At 42.1% G+C, this 21,864-nt stretch carries 14 protein-coding genes and 1 pseudogene; 13 read left to right on the top strand and 2 right to left on the bottom strand.

The annotated features are described in order from the left end of the window. The 3 genes from P7J58_RS02045 to addA all read left to right on the top strand — a co-directional run. On the top strand, positions 1–762 hold a 762-nt coding region (locus P7J58_RS02045; protein ID WP_408572550.1), incomplete at its 5' end, for a MucBP domain-containing protein. A gap of 127 nt (positions 763–889) precedes the next feature. Further along, the gene (gene rexB / locus P7J58_RS02040; RefSeq protein ID WP_408555529.1) at positions 890–4,156 is read left to right on the top strand and encodes an ATP-dependent nuclease subunit B; all 3,267 of its coding nucleotides are present in this window, start codon (positions 890–892) and stop codon (positions 4,154–4,156) included. Further along, positions 4,156–7,809, top strand: coding sequence for a helicase-exonuclease AddAB subunit AddA (gene addA, locus P7J58_RS02035; RefSeq protein ID WP_408555528.1), 3,654 nt, complete (start codon positions 4,156–4,158; stop codon positions 7,807–7,809). Before rexB ends, addA begins: the two co-directional genes overlap by 1 nt. A 206-nt stretch (positions 7,810–8,015) precedes the next feature. Here the strand turns inward: addA and P7J58_RS02030 are convergent. Together P7J58_RS02030 and plsY are read right to left on the bottom strand one after the other, a co-directional pair. Then, positions 8,016–9,287 (bottom strand): annotated as a pseudogene (locus P7J58_RS02030) (ISL3 family transposase). Positions 9,288–9,428: 141 nt separating this feature from the next. Continuing rightward, positions 9,429–10,073, bottom strand: a complete 645-nt coding sequence (gene plsY, locus P7J58_RS02025; protein ID WP_408555527.1) for a glycerol-3-phosphate 1-O-acyltransferase PlsY — start codon at positions 10,071–10,073, stop codon at positions 9,429–9,431. Between the two features lie 142 nt (positions 10,074–10,215). Between plsY and parE the strand changes: the two genes are divergently transcribed. The 10 genes from parE to P7J58_RS01975 all read left to right on the top strand — a co-directional run bounded on the left by parE (position 10,216) and on the right by P7J58_RS01975 (position 21,846). Next, a complete protein-coding gene (gene parE / locus P7J58_RS02020) occupies positions 10,216–12,165 on the top strand; it encodes a DNA topoisomerase IV subunit B (protein ID WP_024376060.1) in 1,950 nt (649 codons plus the stop codon). A 23-nt stretch (positions 12,166–12,188) separates the two neighbouring features. Next, positions 12,189–12,791 carry a protein adenylyltransferase Fic gene (fic, locus tag P7J58_RS02015; RefSeq protein ID WP_408555526.1) on the top strand — a complete coding sequence of 201 codons (603 nt, stop codon included), beginning with the start codon at positions 12,189–12,191 and terminating at the stop codon, positions 12,789–12,791. 33 nt (positions 12,792–12,824) lie between these two features. Next, on the top strand, positions 12,825–13,328 hold the full coding sequence (locus tag P7J58_RS02010) for a YkvA family protein (RefSeq protein ID WP_408555525.1): 504 nt from the start codon (positions 12,825–12,827) through the stop codon (positions 13,326–13,328). Positions 13,329–13,355: 27 nt separating this feature from the next. Then, positions 13,356–13,916: a GTP pyrophosphokinase gene (locus P7J58_RS02005; protein WP_408555524.1), complete on the top strand. Its 561-nt coding sequence runs from the start codon at positions 13,356–13,358 to the stop codon at positions 13,914–13,916. A 3-nt stretch (positions 13,917–13,919) separates the two neighbouring features. Further along, entirely contained in the window at positions 13,920–15,944 is a 2,025-nt protein-coding gene (locus P7J58_RS02000) for a class I SAM-dependent DNA methyltransferase (protein WP_408555523.1), read from the top strand. Then, positions 15,887–16,570 (top strand): restriction endonuclease subunit S, encoded by a 684-nt coding sequence (locus P7J58_RS01995; protein ID WP_408555522.1) that lies wholly within the window; start codon positions 15,887–15,889, stop codon positions 16,568–16,570. Before P7J58_RS02000 ends, P7J58_RS01995 begins: the two co-directional genes overlap by 58 nt. A 35-nt stretch (positions 16,571–16,605) precedes the next feature. After that, positions 16,606–17,106 carry a restriction endonuclease subunit S gene (locus tag P7J58_RS01990; protein ID WP_408555521.1) on the top strand — a complete coding sequence of 167 codons (501 nt, stop codon included), beginning with the start codon at positions 16,606–16,608 and terminating at the stop codon, positions 17,104–17,106. Then, a complete protein-coding gene (locus P7J58_RS01985; protein ID WP_408555520.1) occupies positions 17,096–17,881 on the top strand; it encodes a hypothetical protein in 786 nt (261 codons plus the stop codon). Before P7J58_RS01990 ends, P7J58_RS01985 begins: the two co-directional genes overlap by 11 nt. A 373-nt stretch (positions 17,882–18,254) precedes the next feature. Beyond that, the gene (parC, locus tag P7J58_RS01980; RefSeq protein ID WP_408555519.1) at positions 18,255–20,708 is read left to right on the top strand and encodes a DNA topoisomerase IV subunit A; all 2,454 of its coding nucleotides are present in this window, start codon (positions 18,255–18,257) and stop codon (positions 20,706–20,708) included. A 115-nt stretch (positions 20,709–20,823) separates the two neighbouring features. Further along, positions 20,824–21,846 (top strand): branched-chain amino acid aminotransferase, encoded by a 1,023-nt coding sequence (locus tag P7J58_RS01975; RefSeq protein WP_408555518.1) that lies wholly within the window; start codon positions 20,824–20,826, stop codon positions 21,844–21,846. Positions 21,847–21,864: the final 18 nt, after the last annotated feature.

Here is a 21,864-nt window from a genome sequence, read left to right as displayed (position 1 = left end):
GAAGATGGTTCACGTTATGTCTTGATTCCGTCTAAGACAATTGGTACAGAAAACGGTACAGTTGAAGGTGGTAAGACTACTGAAGTAACATACGTTTACCGTAAAGTAGAAACACCTGCTAAGAAAGTTGTAACAAACCACGTTGACGAAGACGGGAACCCAATTGCACCGCAAGAAGAGGGTACAACACCGAACAAGTCAATCCCAGGATACGAGTTCACAGGTAAGACTGTAACAGATCCAGACGGTAATACAACACACATCTACCGTAAGGTAACTAAGGTTGTAACAAACCACGTTGATGAAGACGGTAACCCAATTGCACCGCAAGAAGATGGTACAACACCTAACAAGTCAATCCCAGGATACGAGTTTACAGGTAAGACTGTAACAGATCCAGACGGTAATACAACACACATCTACCGTAAGGTAACTAAGGTTGTAACAAACCACGTTGATGAAGACGGTAACCCAATTGCACCGCAAGAAGATGGTACAACACCTAACAAGTCAATCCCAGGATACGAGTTTACAGGTAAGACTGTAACAGATCCAGACGGTAATACAACACACATCTACCGTAAGGTAAGCAAACCTGTTGCACCAAAACCACAGGCTCCTGTAGCTCCAACAACTGCTAAAGCTGGTGCGGCTCAATTGCCAAACACTGGTGAAGCTTCATCATCAGCAACAGTACTTGGTGCAGGTATGCTTATTGCAGCTCTTGCTCTTGCAGGTAAACGTCGTCGCAACGAAGACTAATTAAATTATTTTTCCTAATTCCTATTCAGATAAAATAATAAAAGGAAAGGTTCGCCTTTCCTTTTTTTGTATACGCATTTTTGATATACTAGACATAGTAAGTTCAATGAAAGTATGAGAATTTGATATGAAATTAGTCCATACAGATATTCGCAATCCTCTGACACAGTATTTAACGGATACCGCAGCAGAATTTGCTAAGGAAGGTAAGCGAGTTTTTTATATTGCTCCAAACTCTCTATCCTTTGAGATGGAACGCAAGGTCTTGAAATACCTACCTGAACAGGCAACTTTTGATATTATCGTGACCCGTTTTGGGCAATTGGCCCGCTATTTGATGATTGATAGGAAAGAAGCAGGTCAACCGCTGGATGATGTTGGTCTGGCCATGATTTTCTTTCGTGTTCTATCGCAATTTGAAGATGGCGACTTGAAAGTCTATGGTCGTTTGCAGACAGATTTTGGTTTCATTAACCAGCTAGTTGCTTTATACAAAGAATTGCAACGGGCAAATATGTCTATTTTGGACTTGGAAGCTATGGAGTCACCAGATAAGCAGGCTGATTTGGTAAAGATTTTTCTGGCTGTAACAGACATTTTGTCCAAAGAAGGCTTTGAGCATCAGTCTAAGTTAGCACAGCTGACTAGCTTGGTGGAAACTGGTCAGTTGGATGAGCAGTTGAAGAACATTGTGCTGGTGGTAGACGGATTTTCTCGTTTTTCGGCAGAAGAAGAAGCTTTAGTAAGTGCTTTAAACGAACGGGTGTCGGAAATTCTTATTGGTGTATATGCCAGTAAGAAAGCTGTAAATGCGACCTATATTGAAGGGAACGTTTATCAAGCCAACGTTGACTTTTTGTGCCAGTTATCAGCCCAATTCCAGACAAAGATTTCATATATTGGTTTAGAACCTGAGCTGGACAGTATCGGTAAATTTTCAAAGAATATGGAGTCGATTTATGATTATAGCGGAACCTTACTTGAGTTGACTCCAGCAGACCAAGAAAAAATCCAACTCTGGGAAGTTGTCAACCAAAAAGAAGAGGTGGAGCAGGTTGCGACTGCGATTCGTCAGCTTGTGCATCAAGGGGCTCGCTATAAAGAGATCTTGTTGCTCTTGGGTGATGTGGATAGCTACAAGTTGCAGATTGGCAAGATTTTTGACAAGTATGATATTCCTTACTATTTCGGTAAGGCAGAGGAGATGAGTCATCATCCCCTGGTCCATTTTGTGGAGTCCTTGGAACGCTTGCGTCGCTATCGTTTCCGTGCGGAAGACCTGCTCAATCTCCTCAAATCTGGTTTGTACGCCAGCATTTCCCAAAAGGAGCTGGACCTATTTGAGTCTTACATCCTTTTTGCGGATATGAAGGGGCAGGCTGCTTTTTCGAGGGCTTTTTCGGTCAATGGCAGAGCGGACTACGATGTTGAGACTGTCAAGGAGAAGCGACTTGTCTATGATTTGAATGTCTTGGAACCCCTGCGTGCTAAGATTATGGAGCCTTTGAACCAGCTGTTTAAGGCTGGACCACAATCTGGAACTGCCTTGCTCGAGAAATTTATGGCATTTTTGGAGGCAATTGAGCTTCCTAAAAATATGGAAAAAATGTCTCGAAATTTGAGCGAAGTAGAGCAAGAAAAAGAAGAGCAGGTCTGGAAAAGTTTTACCCATATTCTAGAGAATTTTCATCAGATTTTCGGAAAAGAAAAATTGAAAATGGATGATTTTCTGGCAATTTTACAGGCAGGCATGCAGGCCAGTCACTATCGTACCGTTCCTGCAACGGTTGATGTGGTCAATGTCAAATCCTATGATTTGATCGAGCCACACACTGCAAAGTATGTTTATGCTATCGGAATGGGCCAGTCCAATTTTCCAAAAGTTGCTAAGAATACCAGTCTATTGACAGAAGAAGAGATGGAAAAAGTCAATCTTGTCTCGGCTAGTTCTTCACGTTTTGATTTGGTCAGTCGAGAGAATATCAAGAAGAACCATGCAGCCATGATGTCTCTGCTGAATGCTGCGACGGAACAGTTAGTCATTTCAACTCCTCAGATTTATAACGAAGGCGAAGATAGTCTCTCCCCTTATATCAAGATTCTCCAAAAAATGGGGCTGAAATCCGAAGAACGTGGTCGGATGAAAACACTTAGTCCGCAAGACATCGGTCACTATAAGAGTCTCTTATCTCGTTTGATTGAGTCGGAAAGACCAAGCCTTGAAACGGAGGAGTGGGAAGGGGAGACAGCCTTCTGGACAGTCTTGGTTCGCCATTTGAAGAAGAGATTGGAGTCGCAAGGCATTGAAATTCCGACCATTACTGGCGAAATTACTTCTAAACAGCTTGCAGCTGATACCTTGGCTGCTTTATATCCAGAGGATAAGCCGCTCAATCTTTCTGCATCCAGCTTGACCAATTTCTACAACAACCAATATCTTTACTTTGTTCGCAATGTTCTTCGCTTGCGGGAGCAGGAATCCATCCATCCGACAGCTTTTCAGCATGGTTTGTTTTTGCATCGGATTTTTGAACGAGTGGTCATGGACCAATCTGATCTAGATTTTGATCAAAAAGTGGACAAGGCCATCCTGCATACGCGTGACGAGGCAGAATTTGCTATGTTCTATAACCAGGATGCGGATGCTCGCTATACGGAGGAGGTGCTGGATAAGATTGCTCGTTCCAGTGCGACTATTTTGCGGGATAATGATTTGGTTGAAATTGATGGTCAGGAAAAGAGTTTCCGTCAGGATAAGGCGCTGGTTCTTGACCTTCAAAATGGCAAGAGTGTGCATGTAAATGGTACCATTGACCGCTTGGATACCTTGCAAATCAATCAGGCTGTTGGTGTTGTGGATTACAAGTCCAGCGACCAATCTTTTTCAGTTGGTGATTTTTACAATGGTCTTAAACCTCAGTTGGTAACCTACTTGGCAGCCTTACAAGAGCTGGATGAAACCAAGGATAAACCTGTTTTTGGAGCTATGTATTTGCATTTGCAGGATCCGATTATCAAATTAAAAGACACGAAGAATTTAGAACAGCTAGAAGGAGCTGCCAATACTAGCTTGGTTTACAAGGGGCTTTTCTTGAAGGAGGAAAGTCTGGGGCTCAATCATTTTTATCAGACTCGTAACCAACTCTATACGGAAGATGAGTTTGCGGTTTTATTGAACCACAACCAAGAACTCTACAAACAAGCTGCCATGGACATTCTGGCTGGTCGCTTTGCTATTAACCCTTATACAAAAGATGGGCGTTCGGTGGCAGGTGAGCAGCTGAAGGCAATCACTGGTTTTGAGGCGGATCGGCACATGGGCATGGCACGGCGGTTGGTCAAAGAGGCCAAGCGTCAAGATTGGATGGAACGAATGAAAGGAGGTCAGGACTAATGGCTTTTGAACAATTTTTAAGCGCGGAAGAAATCAAGGCTGTGCAGCTGGCGGAAGCCAATTCTGATAAGCAACAAAAACGCACACCTGAGCAGATTGAAGCCATCTACACGCACGGTCAGAATGTTCTGGTCTCTGCATCGGCTGGGTCAGGAAAGACTTTTGTCATGGTTCAACGGATTTTGGATAAGTTGAAGCGTGGTGTGGGAATCGACCAGCTCTTTATCTCGACCTTTACAGTCAAGGCGGCAGGTGAGTTGAAGGAGCGGATTGAGAAAAATCTCAATGAAACCATAGCGGAGACGACGGATATGGACTTGCGTCGGCATTTGTCAGCCCAGTTGGCGGATTTGACCAAGGCAGACATCGGGACCATGGACTCCTTTACGCAGAAATTGGTAACGACTTACGGTTATAGCCTTGGTATTTCTCCACAGTTTCGGATTTTACAGGATGAGACTGAAAAAGCAAGTCTAAAAAAAGAGGTTTTTGATCAGCTCTTTGCAGATTATCTTGAAGAGGATGAAAATGGTACATTCCGCAAACTGGTTCGCAATTTTTCGGGCAACCGTAAGGATAACAGTGGTTTCCGTCAGGTTGTTTATCAGGTGCATGATTTTAGCCAATCGACGAGCAGTCCAACTAAATGGCTGAAAGAGCAGGCTGTTCAAGCTGATTTGTACAGTCAAGAGCATTTAGAGCAAATCTTAGAGCAAGGCTTTAAGGAAAAAGTATTAGACAAGCTCTATCAAGCTGCAGATTTCTTCCGCTACCATGTGGAATGGGGCAGAAATGACTTTGGATCTGCTAAGTATTTTGCCAATGTGGAAGAAGTTTTGGATTTGCTGACAGGTTTAGATAGTCTGGACCAGAAGAACTTGATGGAGCGGGTTGAAAGAATCCTTCTTATCAACGACCAGTCCAGAGGCAAGGGCCTGACCAATGCCAATCGACCAAAAGATGAGCATTTGATAGCCTTTAAAGAAGAATACAATGCTGGCAAGAGCCAGATTATCTCAGGACTTAGAGATTTGGGTCAGGAAGTTTATGAATTGACCCTGCTAAAAGACTATCAGATTCAAGCTTTGCCAATGCTGATATTATTACGTGACTTTGTCTTGGATTTTTCGCAGGCTTATCTGGATGTCAAAATCAAGGAAGCAGCTTTTGAATTTGGCGATATTGGGCATTTCGCTATTCGTATTTTAGAAGAAAATGCGGACATCCGCCAGTTTTTCCAAGAAAAATACCACGAAGTCATGGTGGATGAGTACCAGGATAACAACCATAGCCAAGAGCGAATGCTGGACCTGCTGTCTAACGGGCATAATCGCTTTATGGTGGGCGACATTAAGCAGTCCATCTATCGATTCCGCCAGGCGGATCCGATGATTTTCCAAGAGAAATTTGAACTGTATCAGGCAAATCCTCAGGCTGGGAAATTGATTTTGCTTAAGGAAAATTTCCGTAGTCAGATTGAGGTCTTGGAGGCAACAAATGCCATTTTCACGCGCCTGATGGACCGTCAAGTAGGGGAAATCAAGTATGACGACACCCACAGTCTAGTGGCTGGTAGTCCTGGTCAAAAAATTGCCCAGCCCAAGCATGAGATGGAATACTTGATTTATGACCAACAGGATAGCGCAAACTCTTCAAGGGATGCTGAGGAGGAAACATCTCTGACTGCTGGTGAAATTGAGGTCGTTGCAAAAGAGATTATTCGTCTTTACAATGAAGAAGGAGCAGACTTCAAGGACATCACTCTCTTGGTACAAAAGCGGACGCACAATGACCTCATTATGTCCATTTTTGAAAAACATGGGATTCCTATTGTGGCAGATGGTGGAGCAGCCTCCTATCTGCAATCTTTAGAAGTCATGATCATGCTGGATACCTTGCGGGTTATTAATAATCCACTCAATGACTATGCCTTGGTTGCCCTGCTTAAATCACCTATGTTCCGATTCGATGAGGATGAACTGACACGGATTTCCTTGCAGGCTGGGACAGGTTTCTTTTACCAGAAAATGGAAATAGTCCAACAAGCAAGTGGACAACATCCTGAACTGATGTCAGGAGAGTTGAAGAAGAAAATCACGGATTTCTTATCTATTTTGGAAAACTGGCGTGCCTATGCCAAACTGCATTCTATCTATGATTTGATTTGGAAGATTTTCAATGAAAAATTCTACTATGACTATGTCGGTGCTCTTCCAAATGGCAGCAAGCGTCAGGCCAATCTATATGCACTAGGTCTGCGTGCCAACCAGTTTGAAAAAACAGGTTACAAGGGCTTGTCCCGCTTCATCGCCATGATTGACCGTGCCTTAGCAAATGACAAGGATTTAGCAGATGTACAAGAGTTTCTACCGCAAAATGCTGTACAGCTTATGACCATTCATAAGTCAAAAGGTCTGGAGTTCAAATATGTCTTCCTCATGAACATCGATAAGCGATTTAACTTGGAAGACCATTACCAGTCAGTCATCATCAGCCGGAAAAATGGTCTAGGTATCCAATATTTAGCGGATATGAAAGATAAGGTAAATAGCCCATTGCCTCAGGTGCGAGTCTTAATGAACACCCTCCCTTATCAAAATAATCTCCAAGAGCTAAAAATTGCCAATCTTTCAGAACAAATGCGGTTGCTTTATGTTGCACTAACGCGTGCCGAGAAGAAGCTGTATCTGGTTGGAAAGGGTAATGCTGACAAGTTAGCTGAAAAATACGATGGCAAGAGGGAAGATGGTGTACTTACCCAATCAACTCGTGAAAGCATGGCGACCTTCCAAGACTGGATTCTAGCCATTGATGAGGCCTTTTCAGGAGAAGACTTGCACTTCAAGAAAGTCTTTGTGGCAGATGAGGATTTGGCAGAGGAGAAGATTGGTAAACTGACATTGAAGAATAAGCTTGAAGACGCCAGCCTTAAAGATATTCGTCAATCAGAAGACATTGCCCAGGCCTTGGACCAGTTGTCTTCTGTCCAAGAATTGAATACCCGCTATAAGGCTGCCATCGAATTACCAAGTTTGCGCACTCCAAGTCAGATCAAAAAGCTTTATGAACCAATCTTGGAACAAGAAGGCATGGAAGTTATGGAAAAATACCAGCCAAAACGGACCTTCAACTTGCCAGATTTCTCCAAGAAACCAAAAATTACTGGAGCCCAAGTCGGTTCAGCAGTCCATGAACTCATGCAACGCTTGGATCTTTCTTGGTTGGTGACAGAAGATACGGTAAGAGCAGCCCTAGAAGCTGTTCATGCTGAGCAAGCGGTTAAAGACAAAATCAAAGTTCAGATGATTTTAGAGTTCTTTGATACAGACTTAGGAAGAGAAATTCTAGCCAATACGGACAAACTCCATCGCGAAGCTCCATTTGCAAGTTTGCAGACTGATCCTGTATCACAGGAACAATTTGTCCTTCGTGGGATTATCGATGGCTACCTGCTATATGATGATCATATTGTCCTCTTTGATTATAAGACAGATAAATATGACAAACCAAGCCAACTCAGCCAACGTTACCAAGCTCAAATGCAACTCTATGCAGAGGCATTGAAAAAAGCCTACAAGATAGAGCGTGTAGACTGCCATTTGATTTTGCTTGGTGGGGAAAGGATTGAAGTGGTTGAAATCAATACAAATTAAAAGGCTCTTTGTCAACTGTAGTGGGTAGACGAAAAGCTAACACCTAGAGAGGACGAACTTCGTTCTCTCTTTTTCAATATTCAAAGCGATGTAAATCTTATACTCAATAAAAATCAAAAATAGCAAGTCTAAGCTACTTATAACATGTGAAACCTTAATTTATAAGTTTGAGTTGAGGATTGTGGATTTCAAGTAGCTGTTTTCTTCTAAAAAAATAACAAAATCGAAACGCTCCATATCCACTTTGAGTGGTAGGTGGCTATTTTTGATTTTAAATGAGTATTAGTTTTAAAGTTCTTAAAGTTCCTAAAGCCGAAAGCCTGTCTCTTGATGTCCTTGATGAGTTTATTGGTAGCTTCCAGTTTAGCATTGGAATAGGGTAGATCAATGGCGTTCGTGATATAAGTTTTATACTTTAGAAAGGTCTTAAAAACAGTTTTGAAGGTAGGATTGACAAGGTTAAGGTTGTCTTCTAGAAGCTCGAAGAAATATTTCTAGTTCTTCTCTTGGAAATGGAAGAGGAGAATCTGGTAGAGGTCATAATAAAATCTTAGTTGGTCTGAGAACTCTAGTGTTTTCTGAACAACCTCTTTCGGTGTTAAGGTTTGTCCAAAGGTGCGAGAATAAAAGAGGTTCTGAGACAGTTTACGGCTATCCTTTTGAAGAATCCGCCAGTGATTTTTCATGGCTCGATAAGGTAGGGAAGGTGTATCAAAGGTTTTCATAATTTCAATTCTAGTCGACATCATAGCCCGGCTCAGGTGCTGGATAATGTGAAATCGATCAAGAACAATTTTCGCTCTTGGAAATAGCTGTTTGATGATGGGAATATAGCTACCCGACATGTCCACCGTCACGATCTTGACAGTCTCTCTAACCACCCTAGGATACTTGTAGAAATAGTTCTTTATGGTTGCTTGGCGGTTATTCTCTAGAATGGTCACAATGCGTCTCGTCTCAAAATCCTGGGCAATAAAGGCAAGTTTTCCTTTGTTTCGACTAAATTCATCCCAACTTAAGACTTTTGGTAATTTCGTAAAATCTTGAGGAAATTGAAACTGAGCCAATTTTCTCTGTACGACGGAAACGGAAATGTGTAGTCTCCTAGCGATAGCTAAGTTGGTCATGTTTTCTGTAAGTAGTTGAGTGACTTTCTCCCAGATTGGTTGAGAAATCTGACAGTTTTTCTTGACCAGAGGTGTCTCAGAAACGGTTACTTTTTGACAAGATTTGCACTGAAACCGCCGTTTCTTAAGCAGTAGGAGGGTTGGAAAACCCTGACAATCCAAAATTGGAATTTTTGAGGGCATTTGAAAATCGTACTTGATACATTTTTCTTGGCAATGAGGACAGCTAGGACTGTCGTAATCTAGCTTTGCCCTGATCTCTAGATGGGTTTGATGTTTCAAAACGAATAGAATTTTAATGTTTTTATCTTTGATTCCGATTAGTTCTGTGGTATGATAAAGCTGTTCCATATGAACCCTTTCTAATGAGTTGTTTGGTTGCTTTTCATTATAGGTCATATGGGACTTTTTTTCTACACTCAAAAAGGCTCCATAATCTCCATAGTGGTTTTACCCACTACAGAAATTATAGAGCCAATTAAAAGCGAGTGGTTAAACTCGCTTTTTCTGTTTGGTTAGATTAAGTCCGAAAGGGACAAGATTTTCTTCTTTTTTCAAAATTCGATGGATATTTTCCTTGTGCCGAACGATGACAAATAGCCCCAAAAAGACGATAATCACTGTGAAGAGCCAGTCGTAGCTTGGTAGGATGATTCCTATTACTGGAAATAGCAGAGCTCCTAAGATTGCTAAAGCAGCAGCCAATACGCTGGAGAAGGAAACCATCGAAGTGAGGTAAAGAGAAGTCACAAAAATTATGACTAGATAGAGGCAGAAAGCAGGTGCGACACCCAGAAGCATACCAGCAGATGTGGCAACAGCCTTCCCACCTTTGAATTGGGCAAAGATAGGGAAAGTGTGTCCCAGTACAGCCATTAACCCAAATACAATCGGAGAAATTCCTTGGGCATGAAAGATCAGCGGAAGCAAGGCTGCCAACGTTCCCTTGAGAAAATCAATTACAAATACAATCGTACCAGCCTTTGGACCTAAAATACGGAATGTGTTGGTTGTTCCAGTATTTCCCGAACCATGTTCACGAATGTTGATATTGAAAAAAGTTTGACCTATCCAAAGTCCTGACGGGATAGATCCCAATAAATATGCAATAAATAGTAAAATAAGATTGACTAACATGTTTTCATTATAGCATATTTTCATCTAATTTAGTCCAAAATCTTATTTTATGAGCTGTCTCAGCCGATAGGTAGCAGAAATATTTTGCAAAAATGCTGAAAAACTTGTAATATAGAAAGGATGATAAGTATGGAGGTCAATTTTGGCTAAGAAAGAGATTGATATAAATAATTACAATGATGATGCCATTCAGGTATTGGAAGGGCTAGATGCCGTTCGCAAACGCCCTGGTATGTACATCGGATCCACAGATGGAAATGGCTTGCACCACATGGTCTGGGAGATTGTCGATAACGCTGTCGATGAAGCCCTGTCTGGTTTCGGTGACCGGATTGATGTGACTATTAACAAGGACGGCAGTCTCTCTGTGTCTGACCGTGGACGTGGGATGCCTGTCGGTATGCACGCTACAGGCAAGCCAACGGTTGAAGTCATCTTCACTGTTCTCCACGCAGGTGGTAAGTTCGGTCAAGGGGGATACAAGACATCAGGAGGTCTCCACGGGGTTGGTTCTTCGGTGGTCAATGCCCTGTCCAGCTGGTTGGAAGTTGAGATTACCCGTGACGGTGCTGTTTACAAGCAACGGTTTGAGCAGGGCGGAAAGCCAGTTACGACTTTAGAGAAGATTGGTACCGCTCCAAAATCAAAAACAGGTACTAAAGTAACCTTTATGCCTGACGATACCATCTTCTCAACGACTGATTTCAAGTTCAACACCATTGCCGAACGCCTGAAAGAATCAGCCTTCTTGCTCAAACAAGTCACCATGACCTTGACAGATGAGCGGACGGGTGAGCAGGAAGAGTATCACTATGAAAATGGTGTCCAGGACTTTGTATCCTACCTCAACGAAGACAAGGAAACTCTGACACCAGTCCTCTATTTTGAAGGAGAAGATGCAGGATTCCAAGTCCAAGTGGCCATGCAGTACAACGACGGTTATTCAGACAATATCCTCTCCTTCGTTAACAACGTTCGAACCAAGGACGGCGGTACCCACGAAACAGGGCTCAAACTAGCCATTACTAAGGCCATGAACGACTATGCTCGTAAGACCAACTTGCTCAAGGAAAAGGACAAGAATTTGGAAGGCTCTGACTACCGTGAAGGTCTGTCTGCGGTTCTTTCTATCCTTGTGCCAGAAGAGCATTTGCAGTTTGAAGGGCAGACCAAGGACAAGCTGGGAAGCCCCTTGGCACGTCCTGTGGTGGACGGCATTGTATCGGACAAGCTGACCTTCTTCCTTTTGGAAAATGGGGAATTAGCTTCAAATCTAGTTCGTAAAGCCATTAAGGCGCGTGACGCCCGCGAGGCCGCTCGTAAGGCCCGTGACGAATCCCGAAACGGTAAGAAAAACAAGAAGGACAAGGGGCTTCTGTCAGGTAAGCTAACCCCAGCCCAGTCCAAAAATCCAGCCAAAAACGAACTCTATCTGGTCGAGGGAGATTCAGCCGGAGGCTCTGCCAAACAGGGCCGTGACCGCAAGTTCCAAGCCATTCTACCTTTGCGAGGCAAGGTTATCAACACTGCCAAGGCTAAAATGGCGGACATCCTTAAAAACGAAGAAATCAACACCATGATTTACACCATTGGTGCAGGTGTTGGGTCAGATTTTACTATCGAAGATGTCAACTATGACAAGATTATTATCATGACCGATGCGGATACGGACGGTGCTCACATTCAGACCCTCTTGCTGACTTTCTTCTATCGTTATATGCGACCATTGGTAGAAGCAGGACGGGTTTACATTGCCCTTCCGCCACTTTATAAGATGTCAAAAGGCAAGGGCAAGACAGAAAAGATTGCTTATGCTTGGTCTGACGGGGAATTAGAAGATCTCCGCAAGGATTTTGGCAAGGGCTTTATCCTCCAACGCTACAAGGGTCTTGGTGAGATGAATGCCGATCAGCTCTGGGAAACAACCATGAACCCTGAAACCCGTACCCTTATCCGTGTGACGATTGAAGACCTAGCCCGTGCTGAACGCCGTGTATCCGTCCTCATGGGCGACAAGGTCGAGCCACGCCGCAAGTGGATTGAGGACAATGTCAAGTTTACCTTGGAGGAAGCGACAGCTTTTACCAAATAATCTCAGGGAAGTTGAGGTGCCATATGGTTTTGGAAAATAAATTGGGGATTGAAAATTCGGCTGAATTAGCTCGTCTGGAAGAACAAATCAGCAAGAAAAAAGCAGCTCAACTATTTGAAACTGGTCAGTTATTCCAGATAGAAGTTGGGACTTTTGCAGGTTTGGCACACATTCATCAGGCTTTATTTGAGGATATTTACGACTTTGCAGGGAAAATTCGTGATGTCAACATTGCCAAAGATAATTTTCAATTTGCTCCTCGAATCTTTCTTGAGCAGTCTTTAACCTATATCGACAAGCTACCTCACGAAACTTTTGATGAAATTGTTGAAAAATATGCGGATATGAACATTGCTCACCCTTTCCGTGAGGGAAATGGTCGTAGTATGCGTATCTGGTTGGATTGTATGCTACGGGATAGTTTGGGCAAGGTGGTTGATTGGAATAGTATTGATAAAGATGACTATTTCAATGCCATGATTAGAAGTCATGTATCAACAGGAGAACTTAAATATTTATTGTTGAAGGCATTAACAGAGAATCTTGATCAAGCAACATATTTCAAAGGCATCGACCATTCTTATTACTATGAGGGTTACAACCTCTATCGGACAGAGGATTTGTAAATTTAGCACAGACAAACTATGTGAGGTGTTTTTATGCCACTAAGAGTAAAATTAACTGACCGTTTTCAAAAACGGTTGTCTGAATGGGCTCGAAAGTACAAGCCATTTAAAAATAAACAGGAGTTGGAAGAGAAATTTGACCAAGCATTGAAGATTTGGCAATCTTCCAAAACTCGGCAACATGCAGAAAACTTGCTATCTGAGCAAGGAAAATTAGAACATTTTTTACATAGCACGGAACGGAAACTGTCTCGTATGCCTTTTGGTGGAGATAAGTTTGCGGCTATTCCAGGCTTGATTTCCATGGTGCGAAGCTATATCCGTAGAGATTACAGCAAGTTACCCAAAGGGACAATCCTCGCAATTATAGGTGCTTTGATTTATTTTTTCAGTCCTATTGATGCCTTACCAGATTTCATCCTTGGAGCAGGTCTACTTGACGATGCCTTTGTGCTTAATGCCTGCCTCAAATTAGTCAAATCTGATGTAGATGAATATAGGAACTGGCAAGCAAGTCAGACCAAGCTAGAGGAGTAGCTCTGCTATTGTCAAAAGGAGCAGAAATTGTTAGAAAAAGTTGAACGATTTATTGCTGAAATCAATAGAATGGATAGGGAGTTTTTCAAAGACTATTTTGAAACAGGTAAGGTTGAAAAGGTCAATCTCAAGCATACTTTTGCCAAGGTGCCTACCCAGCCTATTCTGACTTATCGGCTCAACTTACACGAGTCCATTAACGATTACTTGATGCGTGCCGATGTCAAGGATATTGCCTATTTTTATCGTGTCAAAACATCGGAATCGATTTTGGATAAGATTGAGCGTTTTAAAGAGAGAAGTGAGGGCTATCCTGTTAATTCCATTCTCAATGATATTTTCGGTGCTCGTATGATTTTGAATTCTGAGGAAATTGCGGAGGTCATGGAGCGTCTGGATGACTGGCAGGAACAATATGGTCTGAAAAATTGGTATCTGCGTGATAAAGACGGCTATGTCGGTATTCATATCTATTTCAAAAATAAGAGCAATTTCTACTACCCATGGGAATTACAACTGTGGGATGAGAAGGATGTAGAAGGCAATATTGCCAGTCATATCAAGTATAAGAGGAAGTTTGTGGGGTAAAAAATGGAGTGGAAATTAGAGTCAGATGTTAATGACTGGGTAAAAGGTCAGTTAGACCGTATTGGATTACGAAAGTTGCAAGACTACAATGAAGAATCAGGTATGAGCTCCTATATGAAAGAGGCTCTGAGGGGGTCTGCGAAAACGGAGTCTAAAGCTAATTTTGGTAAACCAGACTTTCATGTAGAAAAATATAGTCGTCCTGTTATCTTTGAAAATAAATTCTCAGCAAAAAAATTACTTGCTGAAAATAAAGACGGTATTAAACAAGATGATAGTTCAGTTTCTGCTTATGCAGTGAATGGTGCTCTGTATTACGCTAGAAATATGATTGCTTCTGGTAAATACAGCGAGGTCTTTGCGATTGGTGTGGCTGGTGACAACGAAGAAAATGTTTCTCTCAAAGTTTACTATGTCTTCGGTTCTGCTCTGAATGCCTATAAAGAATTAACAACCGTTCAAACTCTTGATTTTCTTGAAAATGAGAAGAGTTTTGAAACGTTTTACAAGAACGCTGTTCTGACAGAAGAAGAAAAACATCAGATTTTAATTGATAGTCAAGCAGTCTTGCAAAGTTATGCCAAGAAACTCAATCGCCTGATGCACAATCATAATATCACTGCTCCACAGAGAGTTCTCTATGTATCTGGTATGCTTTTGGCCATGCAAGATATTGAAATGCTTACTCCTAATGGTGACAAAATTAAGTTAGATGACGGTCTAATTCCTGATAATTTATTAGGGAAACAAGTCAAAGACAAGCATGATGGCGAATTGATTGTAACGCATATTTCAAATTTTCTAGAAAACAGAGGGATTGAGAAAACCAAGCGTGACTTGATGATTTCTTCTTTCAAGGAAATTTCAAAAGATGCTCAGCGTGACGAAAAGACAGACCTTGATAAAGAAGTTGCCAAGTTGATTGATGGTCAGGCAAGTGTGACCAAACAAATTTTCACCTTTATCTATGAATACATTTTCAAAGCTATTGACGGTTTAGGTGGCCATATTGACATTATGGGGGAAATGTATTCTGAGTTTCTCAAGTATGCCCTTGGAGATGGTAAGGAAATTGGCATTGTCTTAACGCCGCCTTATGTGACCAAGATGATGTCACAGATTTTAGCGATTAAAAAAGATAACAAAGTCATGGACTTGGCGACAGGTTCTGCAGGTTTCTTGATTTCTGCAATGGAATTGATGATAGATGATGCTAATGCTATCTTTGGTAAGGCGACCACGGCCGCAAATGAAGCTATTGATGCACTCAAGAAAAACAATCTTCTCGGCGTTGAGCTAAACGCAGAGATGTTTACTTTGGCGGCGACCAACATGATTTTACGTGGTGATGGTTCAAGTCGTATTGAGAAAGGTTCAGCCTTTAACCGCCCAGAAAGTCTCTTTGAAAACTTCAAGGCTGACCGTCTGTTGTTGAACCCACCTTTTTCTTATGATGAAAATGGACTGCCTTTCTTAGAACATGGTCTTGATAAGATGGAAAAAGGAGGCTTAGGTGCGATTATCATCCAAGATTCAGCAGGTTCTGGTAAAGCTACCAAGACAGCTCAATCTATTCTTAAAAAGCATACCATGCTTGCCTCAATCAAGATGCCGGTTGACCTTTTCGTGCCAATGGCAGGAGTGCAAACCTCTATTTATATTTTTGAAGCTAAGACCCCTCACGATGTAGAACGCCCTGTCAAATTCATTGACTTCAGAAATGATGGCTACAAGCGCGCCAAACGTGGTATTTCAGAAGTGGATAGCCCTGTTCAACGCTATCAGGATATCATCAAGATATACAAGGCAGGCAGTCGAGCTAAAGTAGAAGCAGATTGGGATTTGGACGCTGTCTATATCGAGGACTTTATCAGTCTAAATGGTAATGATTGGAATTTTGAGCAACACCAAGTCATTGATACCAAACCAACCTTAGAGGATTTCAAAAAGACCGTTGCCGACTATCTTTCTTGGGAAGTGACCCAACTCCTCCAACAAAAAGGAGAAGACGTCACAAAAAAGCCCTAAGCCCTCGCCTAGCCAAACTAGACAAAGAGTTTGAAGAGGCAGGGGGAGAGTGGCGGGAGAAAGAAATTGATGAATTTTTTGATATTTTTAACGGAAAAAGATTAACAAAAAATGAAATTGTTTCAGGAAATGTTCCTTATATATCGTCATCTTCGGTTAATAATGGTATTCAGGAATATATCGAAATCCATGATTCTTCTGCTATGTATGAAAATTGTCTGAGTATTGCTTATAACGGTAAAGATACTGCTGTTTTTTATCATCCTTACAGGGCTTTCTTTTCGGATAATGTTCGTGTTGTCAAATATAAAGATAAAAATGCTCAAAAATTTCAATATTTATTTACGGCAAACTTGTTCAAAAAAATTCGTGAACGATTTAATTATGGTAATCCGATGAGTTCTACAAAGTTAAGAAAGGAAAAAATCAAATTACCATTCTTAAATAATCAGATAGCTTTTTCATATATGGAAAACTACATAAAGACGCTCGAGGCTGAACGCATCGAGACGCTCGAGGCTTACCTAACAGTAACTGGACTTAAAGATTATCATCTTACAAAAAATGATGAGAAAATACTTGACAGATTTGCTAAACTCTCCGATACTGAGAGTAGAGTAGAGTAGAGTATTTGGGTATATTGTCGCTATCTCCAGTTTTAATGAGAGAACTTTTTCCGTCAATCCATCAAGGGCGACGCTTAAAGAAAGAGGATCAAATTCGAGGTGATTTACCATTTGTTATGGCTGGGACAACCAATACAGGCATAGTTGGTAAGATTGGCAATGATGTAAGAAAGTTTCCAAAACATTCAATTACAATTGATATTTTTGGAAATACATTTTATCGTGGGTATGAATTTGGAGCTGGTGACGATACTGGCGTATTTTGGAACACAGAAAATACTCAGCCGAAATCTTTATTGTTTTTGAAAACAATTATTGAGAAACAGTTGCTTGGTAAGTATGATTTTGGACATAAACTTAGGGCATCACAAACATACGATATGGAATTTCAAATTCCTACCCAAAACAATCAACCTGATTATACCTTCATGTCCGACTTCATCAAAGTTATTGAAAAACTAGTGATTAAAGATCTAGTCGAATGGACAGACAAGAAAATTCAAGCGACAAAAGAGGTTGTGAGATATGGTGAATAATGTATTTTCTTATCAAAATAGGGTTAATCAAATTGAAGAAATGTTAAGCGGTTATAACCAATTAAAACAGCTGGCAGGTAATCCGCTCATTCAGATTTCACAAAACCTAACTAAGACTTTGGAGAGTTCTTTGGTTGTCGCAATCTATTCTTTGTCTGAACAGTTACTTAAATATTCTATCTATTCAATTTTAGAAATTGAATTTGAAGAAGAGCGAAAGACTGCAAAGGATAAATTTATTTTAAAGCAGATGCCGATAGAAAATTTTCCGATTACTCCAACACTTGACAGAATAAAAAAAGAAATAAAAGTCTACTCCTCGGAATTTAAACTATTTCTACCTGCTAGCTGTGAAAATTATAAGAATGCTTACATTGAGCTATTGAATGCCAGACATGAGTTCGCACATGCAAATAATCATACAGATGATATTGATTTTTTGAGTGCATTAAAATTTATAGAATATCTCAAATTGCAATATGAAGAATTTGAAGGACGAGGATACATAAATAAAATAAGCCTTTTATCAGAACAATTAGCAAAATTTAGAAAAATTGATAATTATCAAGGATTTGAGTGTCTATATCTAAGCAAAAAATCTAATTTGGATACCCTGGTACGTGAAATTGATATTATGTTTAATACGGATACTAAATACGATATTGATTATTTGAATGACATACTAGAGGTGTTGAATGATATTTATAAAGAATTTCAGTTTATAAATGAGGATAATTTTGCTAGTGATTTCTCGCCTCTTTTAGAGAAGTTATAAAAATTATGGCTCAGCATTAACATTTTACTACGGTATGCAGGCGAGCGTGAGCGAGCCCAAAATGGATAATCGCCGCCGTAGTGAAAGAAGCTAATAACCTTGTTATTAGCTTCAGGGAAGTTGGAAGACTTTGGCTTCTAACTTAGGAATGGAACTCCGCAGGAGGTCTCTTCCGTCCCCACTACCTAAGGCGATTATCAAAAAAAGTAAAAAAATTTTTTCGACAAGAAACAAAGAAAGGAATGTTCGGTTGCTAGAAACAACTGAACACGCCCTAAAGACTGTGTCAAAAAGATAAATCGTCTGGAAAATCAGGATTTTCTGCCGATTTCCTATTTTGACTTTGTCTTTTACGGGCTTTGTATCTTAATTTATGTCAAACATTCAAAACATGTCCCTTGAGGACATCATGGGAGAGCGTTTTGGTCGCTACTCCAAATATATTATTCAGGAGCGGGCTTTGCCGGACATTCGTGACGGTCTAAAGCCCGTGCAACGTCGGATTCTTTATTCCATGAATAAGGACGGCAACACGTTTGACAAGGGCTACCGCAAGTCCGCCAAGTCAGTCGGGAATATCATGGGGAATTTCCACCCACACGGTGATTCCTCTATTTATGATGCCATGGTCCGCATGAGTCAGGACTGGAAAAACCGCGAGATTTTGGTGGAGATGCACGGAAACAACGGTTCCATGGACGGCGATCCGCCTGCGGCCATGCGTTACACCGAGGCTCGCCTGTCGGAAATGGCAGGTTATTTGCTGGCCGACATCGAGAAAAAGACAGTACCATTTGCCTGGAACTTTGATGATACGGAAAAAGAACCCACTGTGCTACCAGCTGCCTTCCCTAATCTCTTGGTCAATGGAGCGACAGGAATTTCAGCAGGGTACGCGACTGACATCCCGCCGCATAATCTGGCGGAGGTCATCGATGCCGTTGTTTACATGATTGATCATCCGACTGCTAAGTTAGAAAAGTTGATGGAGTTCTTGCCTGGACCAGACTTCCCAACAGGTGCCATTATCCAAGGGGCTGACGAAATCAAGAAAGCCTATGAAACTGGTAAGGGTCGTGTCGTTGTCCGTAGCCGTTGTGACATCGAGCAGCTCAAGGCAGGCAAGAAGCAGATTGTTATTACTGAGATTCCATATGAAGTCAACAAGGCTGTTTTGGTCAAGAAGATTGATGATGTCCGTGTCAACAACAAGGTGCCTGGTATTGCTGAGGTGCGTGATGAGTCAGACCGTACAGGTCTGCGAATTGCCATTGAGCTGAAAAAAGACAGCGACGAGCAAACCATTCTCAACTACCTCTACAAATACACCGACCTGCAAATCAATTACAACTTCAACATGGTGGCGATTGACAATTTCACACCACGTCAGGTCGGCTTGCAGAAGATTCTGTCCAGCTACATCGCCCACCGCCGTGAGATTATCATTGCCCGTTCTAAGTTTGACAAGGAAAAGGCTGAAAAACGCCTCCATATCGTAGAAGGATTGATTCGCGTTATTTCCATTTTGGATGACGTTATTGCCCTTATCCGTGCTTCTGAAAACAAGGCGGATGCCAAGGAAAACTTGAAAGTCAGCTATGATTTCAGCGAGGAACAGGCAGAAGCAATTGTAACCTTGCAACTTTACCGCTTGACCAATACCGACATTGTGACCTTGGAAAATGAAGAGGCAGCCCTACGCGAGCAGATTCAGACCTTGGCAGCCATTATCGGCGATGAGCGGACCATGTTCAATCTGATGAAGAAAGAACTGCGTGAGGTTAAGAAGCAGTTTGGCAATCCTCGTTTGAGCGAATTGCAAGATCAGGCAGAAGCGATTGAAATTGATACTGCCAGCTTGATTGTCGAAGAAGAAACCTTTGTCAGCGTGACCAAGGCAGGCTACATCAAACGAACAAGTCCGCGTTCCTTCAACGCCTCAACCCTTGAAGAAATGGGCAAACGAGAGGATGACCAGCTGATTTTCTTGCAGAATGCCAAGACAACCCAGAACCTCTTGCTCTTTACCAATCTTGGAAATGTCATCTACCGACCTGTCCATGAACTGACAGATATTCGTTGGAAAGACATCGGTGAACACCTGAGCCAGACCCTGATGAACTTTGATACCAATGAAGAGATTATCTTCGCTGAACTGGTTGAGAATTTTGAAGAGGGAACTTATTTCGCGGTGACTAAATATGGTCAAATCAAACGTGTGGAGCGGAAGGAGTTTACTCCATGGCGGACTTACAAGTCTAAGTCAACCAAGTATGCCAAACTCAAAGATTCGGATGATGTGGTCGTTACTGTATCGCCTGTAGTCTTGGATGACATCATGCTCATCACAGAAAAGGGCTACGCTCTGCGATTTAACATCGAAGAAGTGCCAATCATCGGTGCCAAGGCGGCCGGTGTCAAGGCGGTCAACCTCAAGGATGGGGATGTGGTGGCTGCGGCCTTTATCAGCAATACCAGCTCCGTCTATCTCCTGACCCAGCGTGGTAGTTTGAAGCGGATGGCGACGGAGGAAATCCCCGTGACTAGCCGTGCCAAGCGTGGTTTGCAGGTGATTCGTGAACTCAAGGCTAAGCCTCACCGTGTCTTTGCGGCGGGTCCAGTCTTGACGGACCAGGGTGATTTTGACCTCTTTAGCACGGCAAATGAAGATGAAACGACCAGTCAAGTGCTTCATGTGCAGTCTAAAACGGGCAAACTCTATGAGGTTGATGTGACCCAGCTCAGCCTGTCTGAACGCACCAGCAACGGTAGCTTCATTTCAGATACCATTTCTGATGAAGAAGTGTTTAGGGTTTGGATTAAATAGTAAAGTGAACTCGCTCCGGCGGGTTTTTCTTATATTCACAAAATTTTCTGAATTTTTAATTGAAAATCACTTTCAAAAGTAGTAAAATAATAAAAAATGAATTTGGAGAACACCTATGACAGTAACAATCGACTGGGAAAACCTTGGTTTTGCCTATATGAAACTACCTTACCGTTTTATCGCTCATTTCAAAGATGGTCAGTGGTCTGAAGGGCAGTTGACCGAAGATGCGGAACTTCATATTTCAGAAAGCTCACCAGCCCTTCACTATGGCCAGCAGGCCTTCGAGGGCCTTAAAGCCTATCGCACCAAGGAGGGAAAACTCCAGCTCTTTCGTCCAGACCAAAACGCTGAGCGACTGCAACGAACGGCCGACCGCTTGCTCATGGAGCCTGTTCCGACGGACCTTTTCATCAAGGCTTGTAAAGAGGTGGTCAAAGCAAACGCAGACTACGTTCCTCCCTATGGAACTGGTGGTACACTTTATCTCCGTCCGCTCCTGATCGGCGTTGGCGACATCATCGGTGTAAAACCAGCGGAAGAGTACATTTTCACTGTTTTTGCCATGCCAGTTGGCAACTATTTCAAGGGCGGTCTAGCTCCGACCAACTTCCTCATCCAAGACAAGTACGACCGTGCGGCGCCAAATGGTACAGGGGCAGCCAAGGTCGGCGGTAACTACGCGGCGTCGCTCTTACCGGGCCAATATGCTAAAAAGCAGGGCTTCTCAGATGTGATTTACCTGGACCCAGCTACCCACACCAAGATTGAAGAAGTAGGGTCTGCAAACTTTTTTGGGATTACAGCTGATAACGAGTTTGTCACACCGATTTCACCATCAATCTTGCCGTCCATTACCAAGTATTCTCTCTTATATTTGGCAGAGCATCGTCTGGGGATGAGGGCTGTGGAGCGTGAAGTCCTTGTCGAAGAATTAGACCAGTTTGTCGAAGCAGGTGCCTGCGGAACGGCAGCTGTTATCTCGCCAATCGGTGGTGTCCAAATCGCAGACAAACTCCATGTTTTCCATAGCGAAACAGAAGTAGGACCTGTCACGCGTAAATTGTATGAAGAATTAACAGGCATCCAGTTTGGTGATATTGAAGCACCAGAAGGATGGATTGTTGAAGTGGAATAATTTCAGAAGGCTTGCACT

Origin of the sequence: Streptococcus suis (assembly GCF_046032535.1) — a bacterium.
Lineage (GTDB): Bacteria > Bacillota > Bacilli > Lactobacillales > Streptococcaceae > Streptococcus > Streptococcus suis_AK.
The sequence above is the reverse complement of the archived record's forward strand: the minus strand, read 5'-3'. Positions and strand labels throughout refer to the sequence as shown.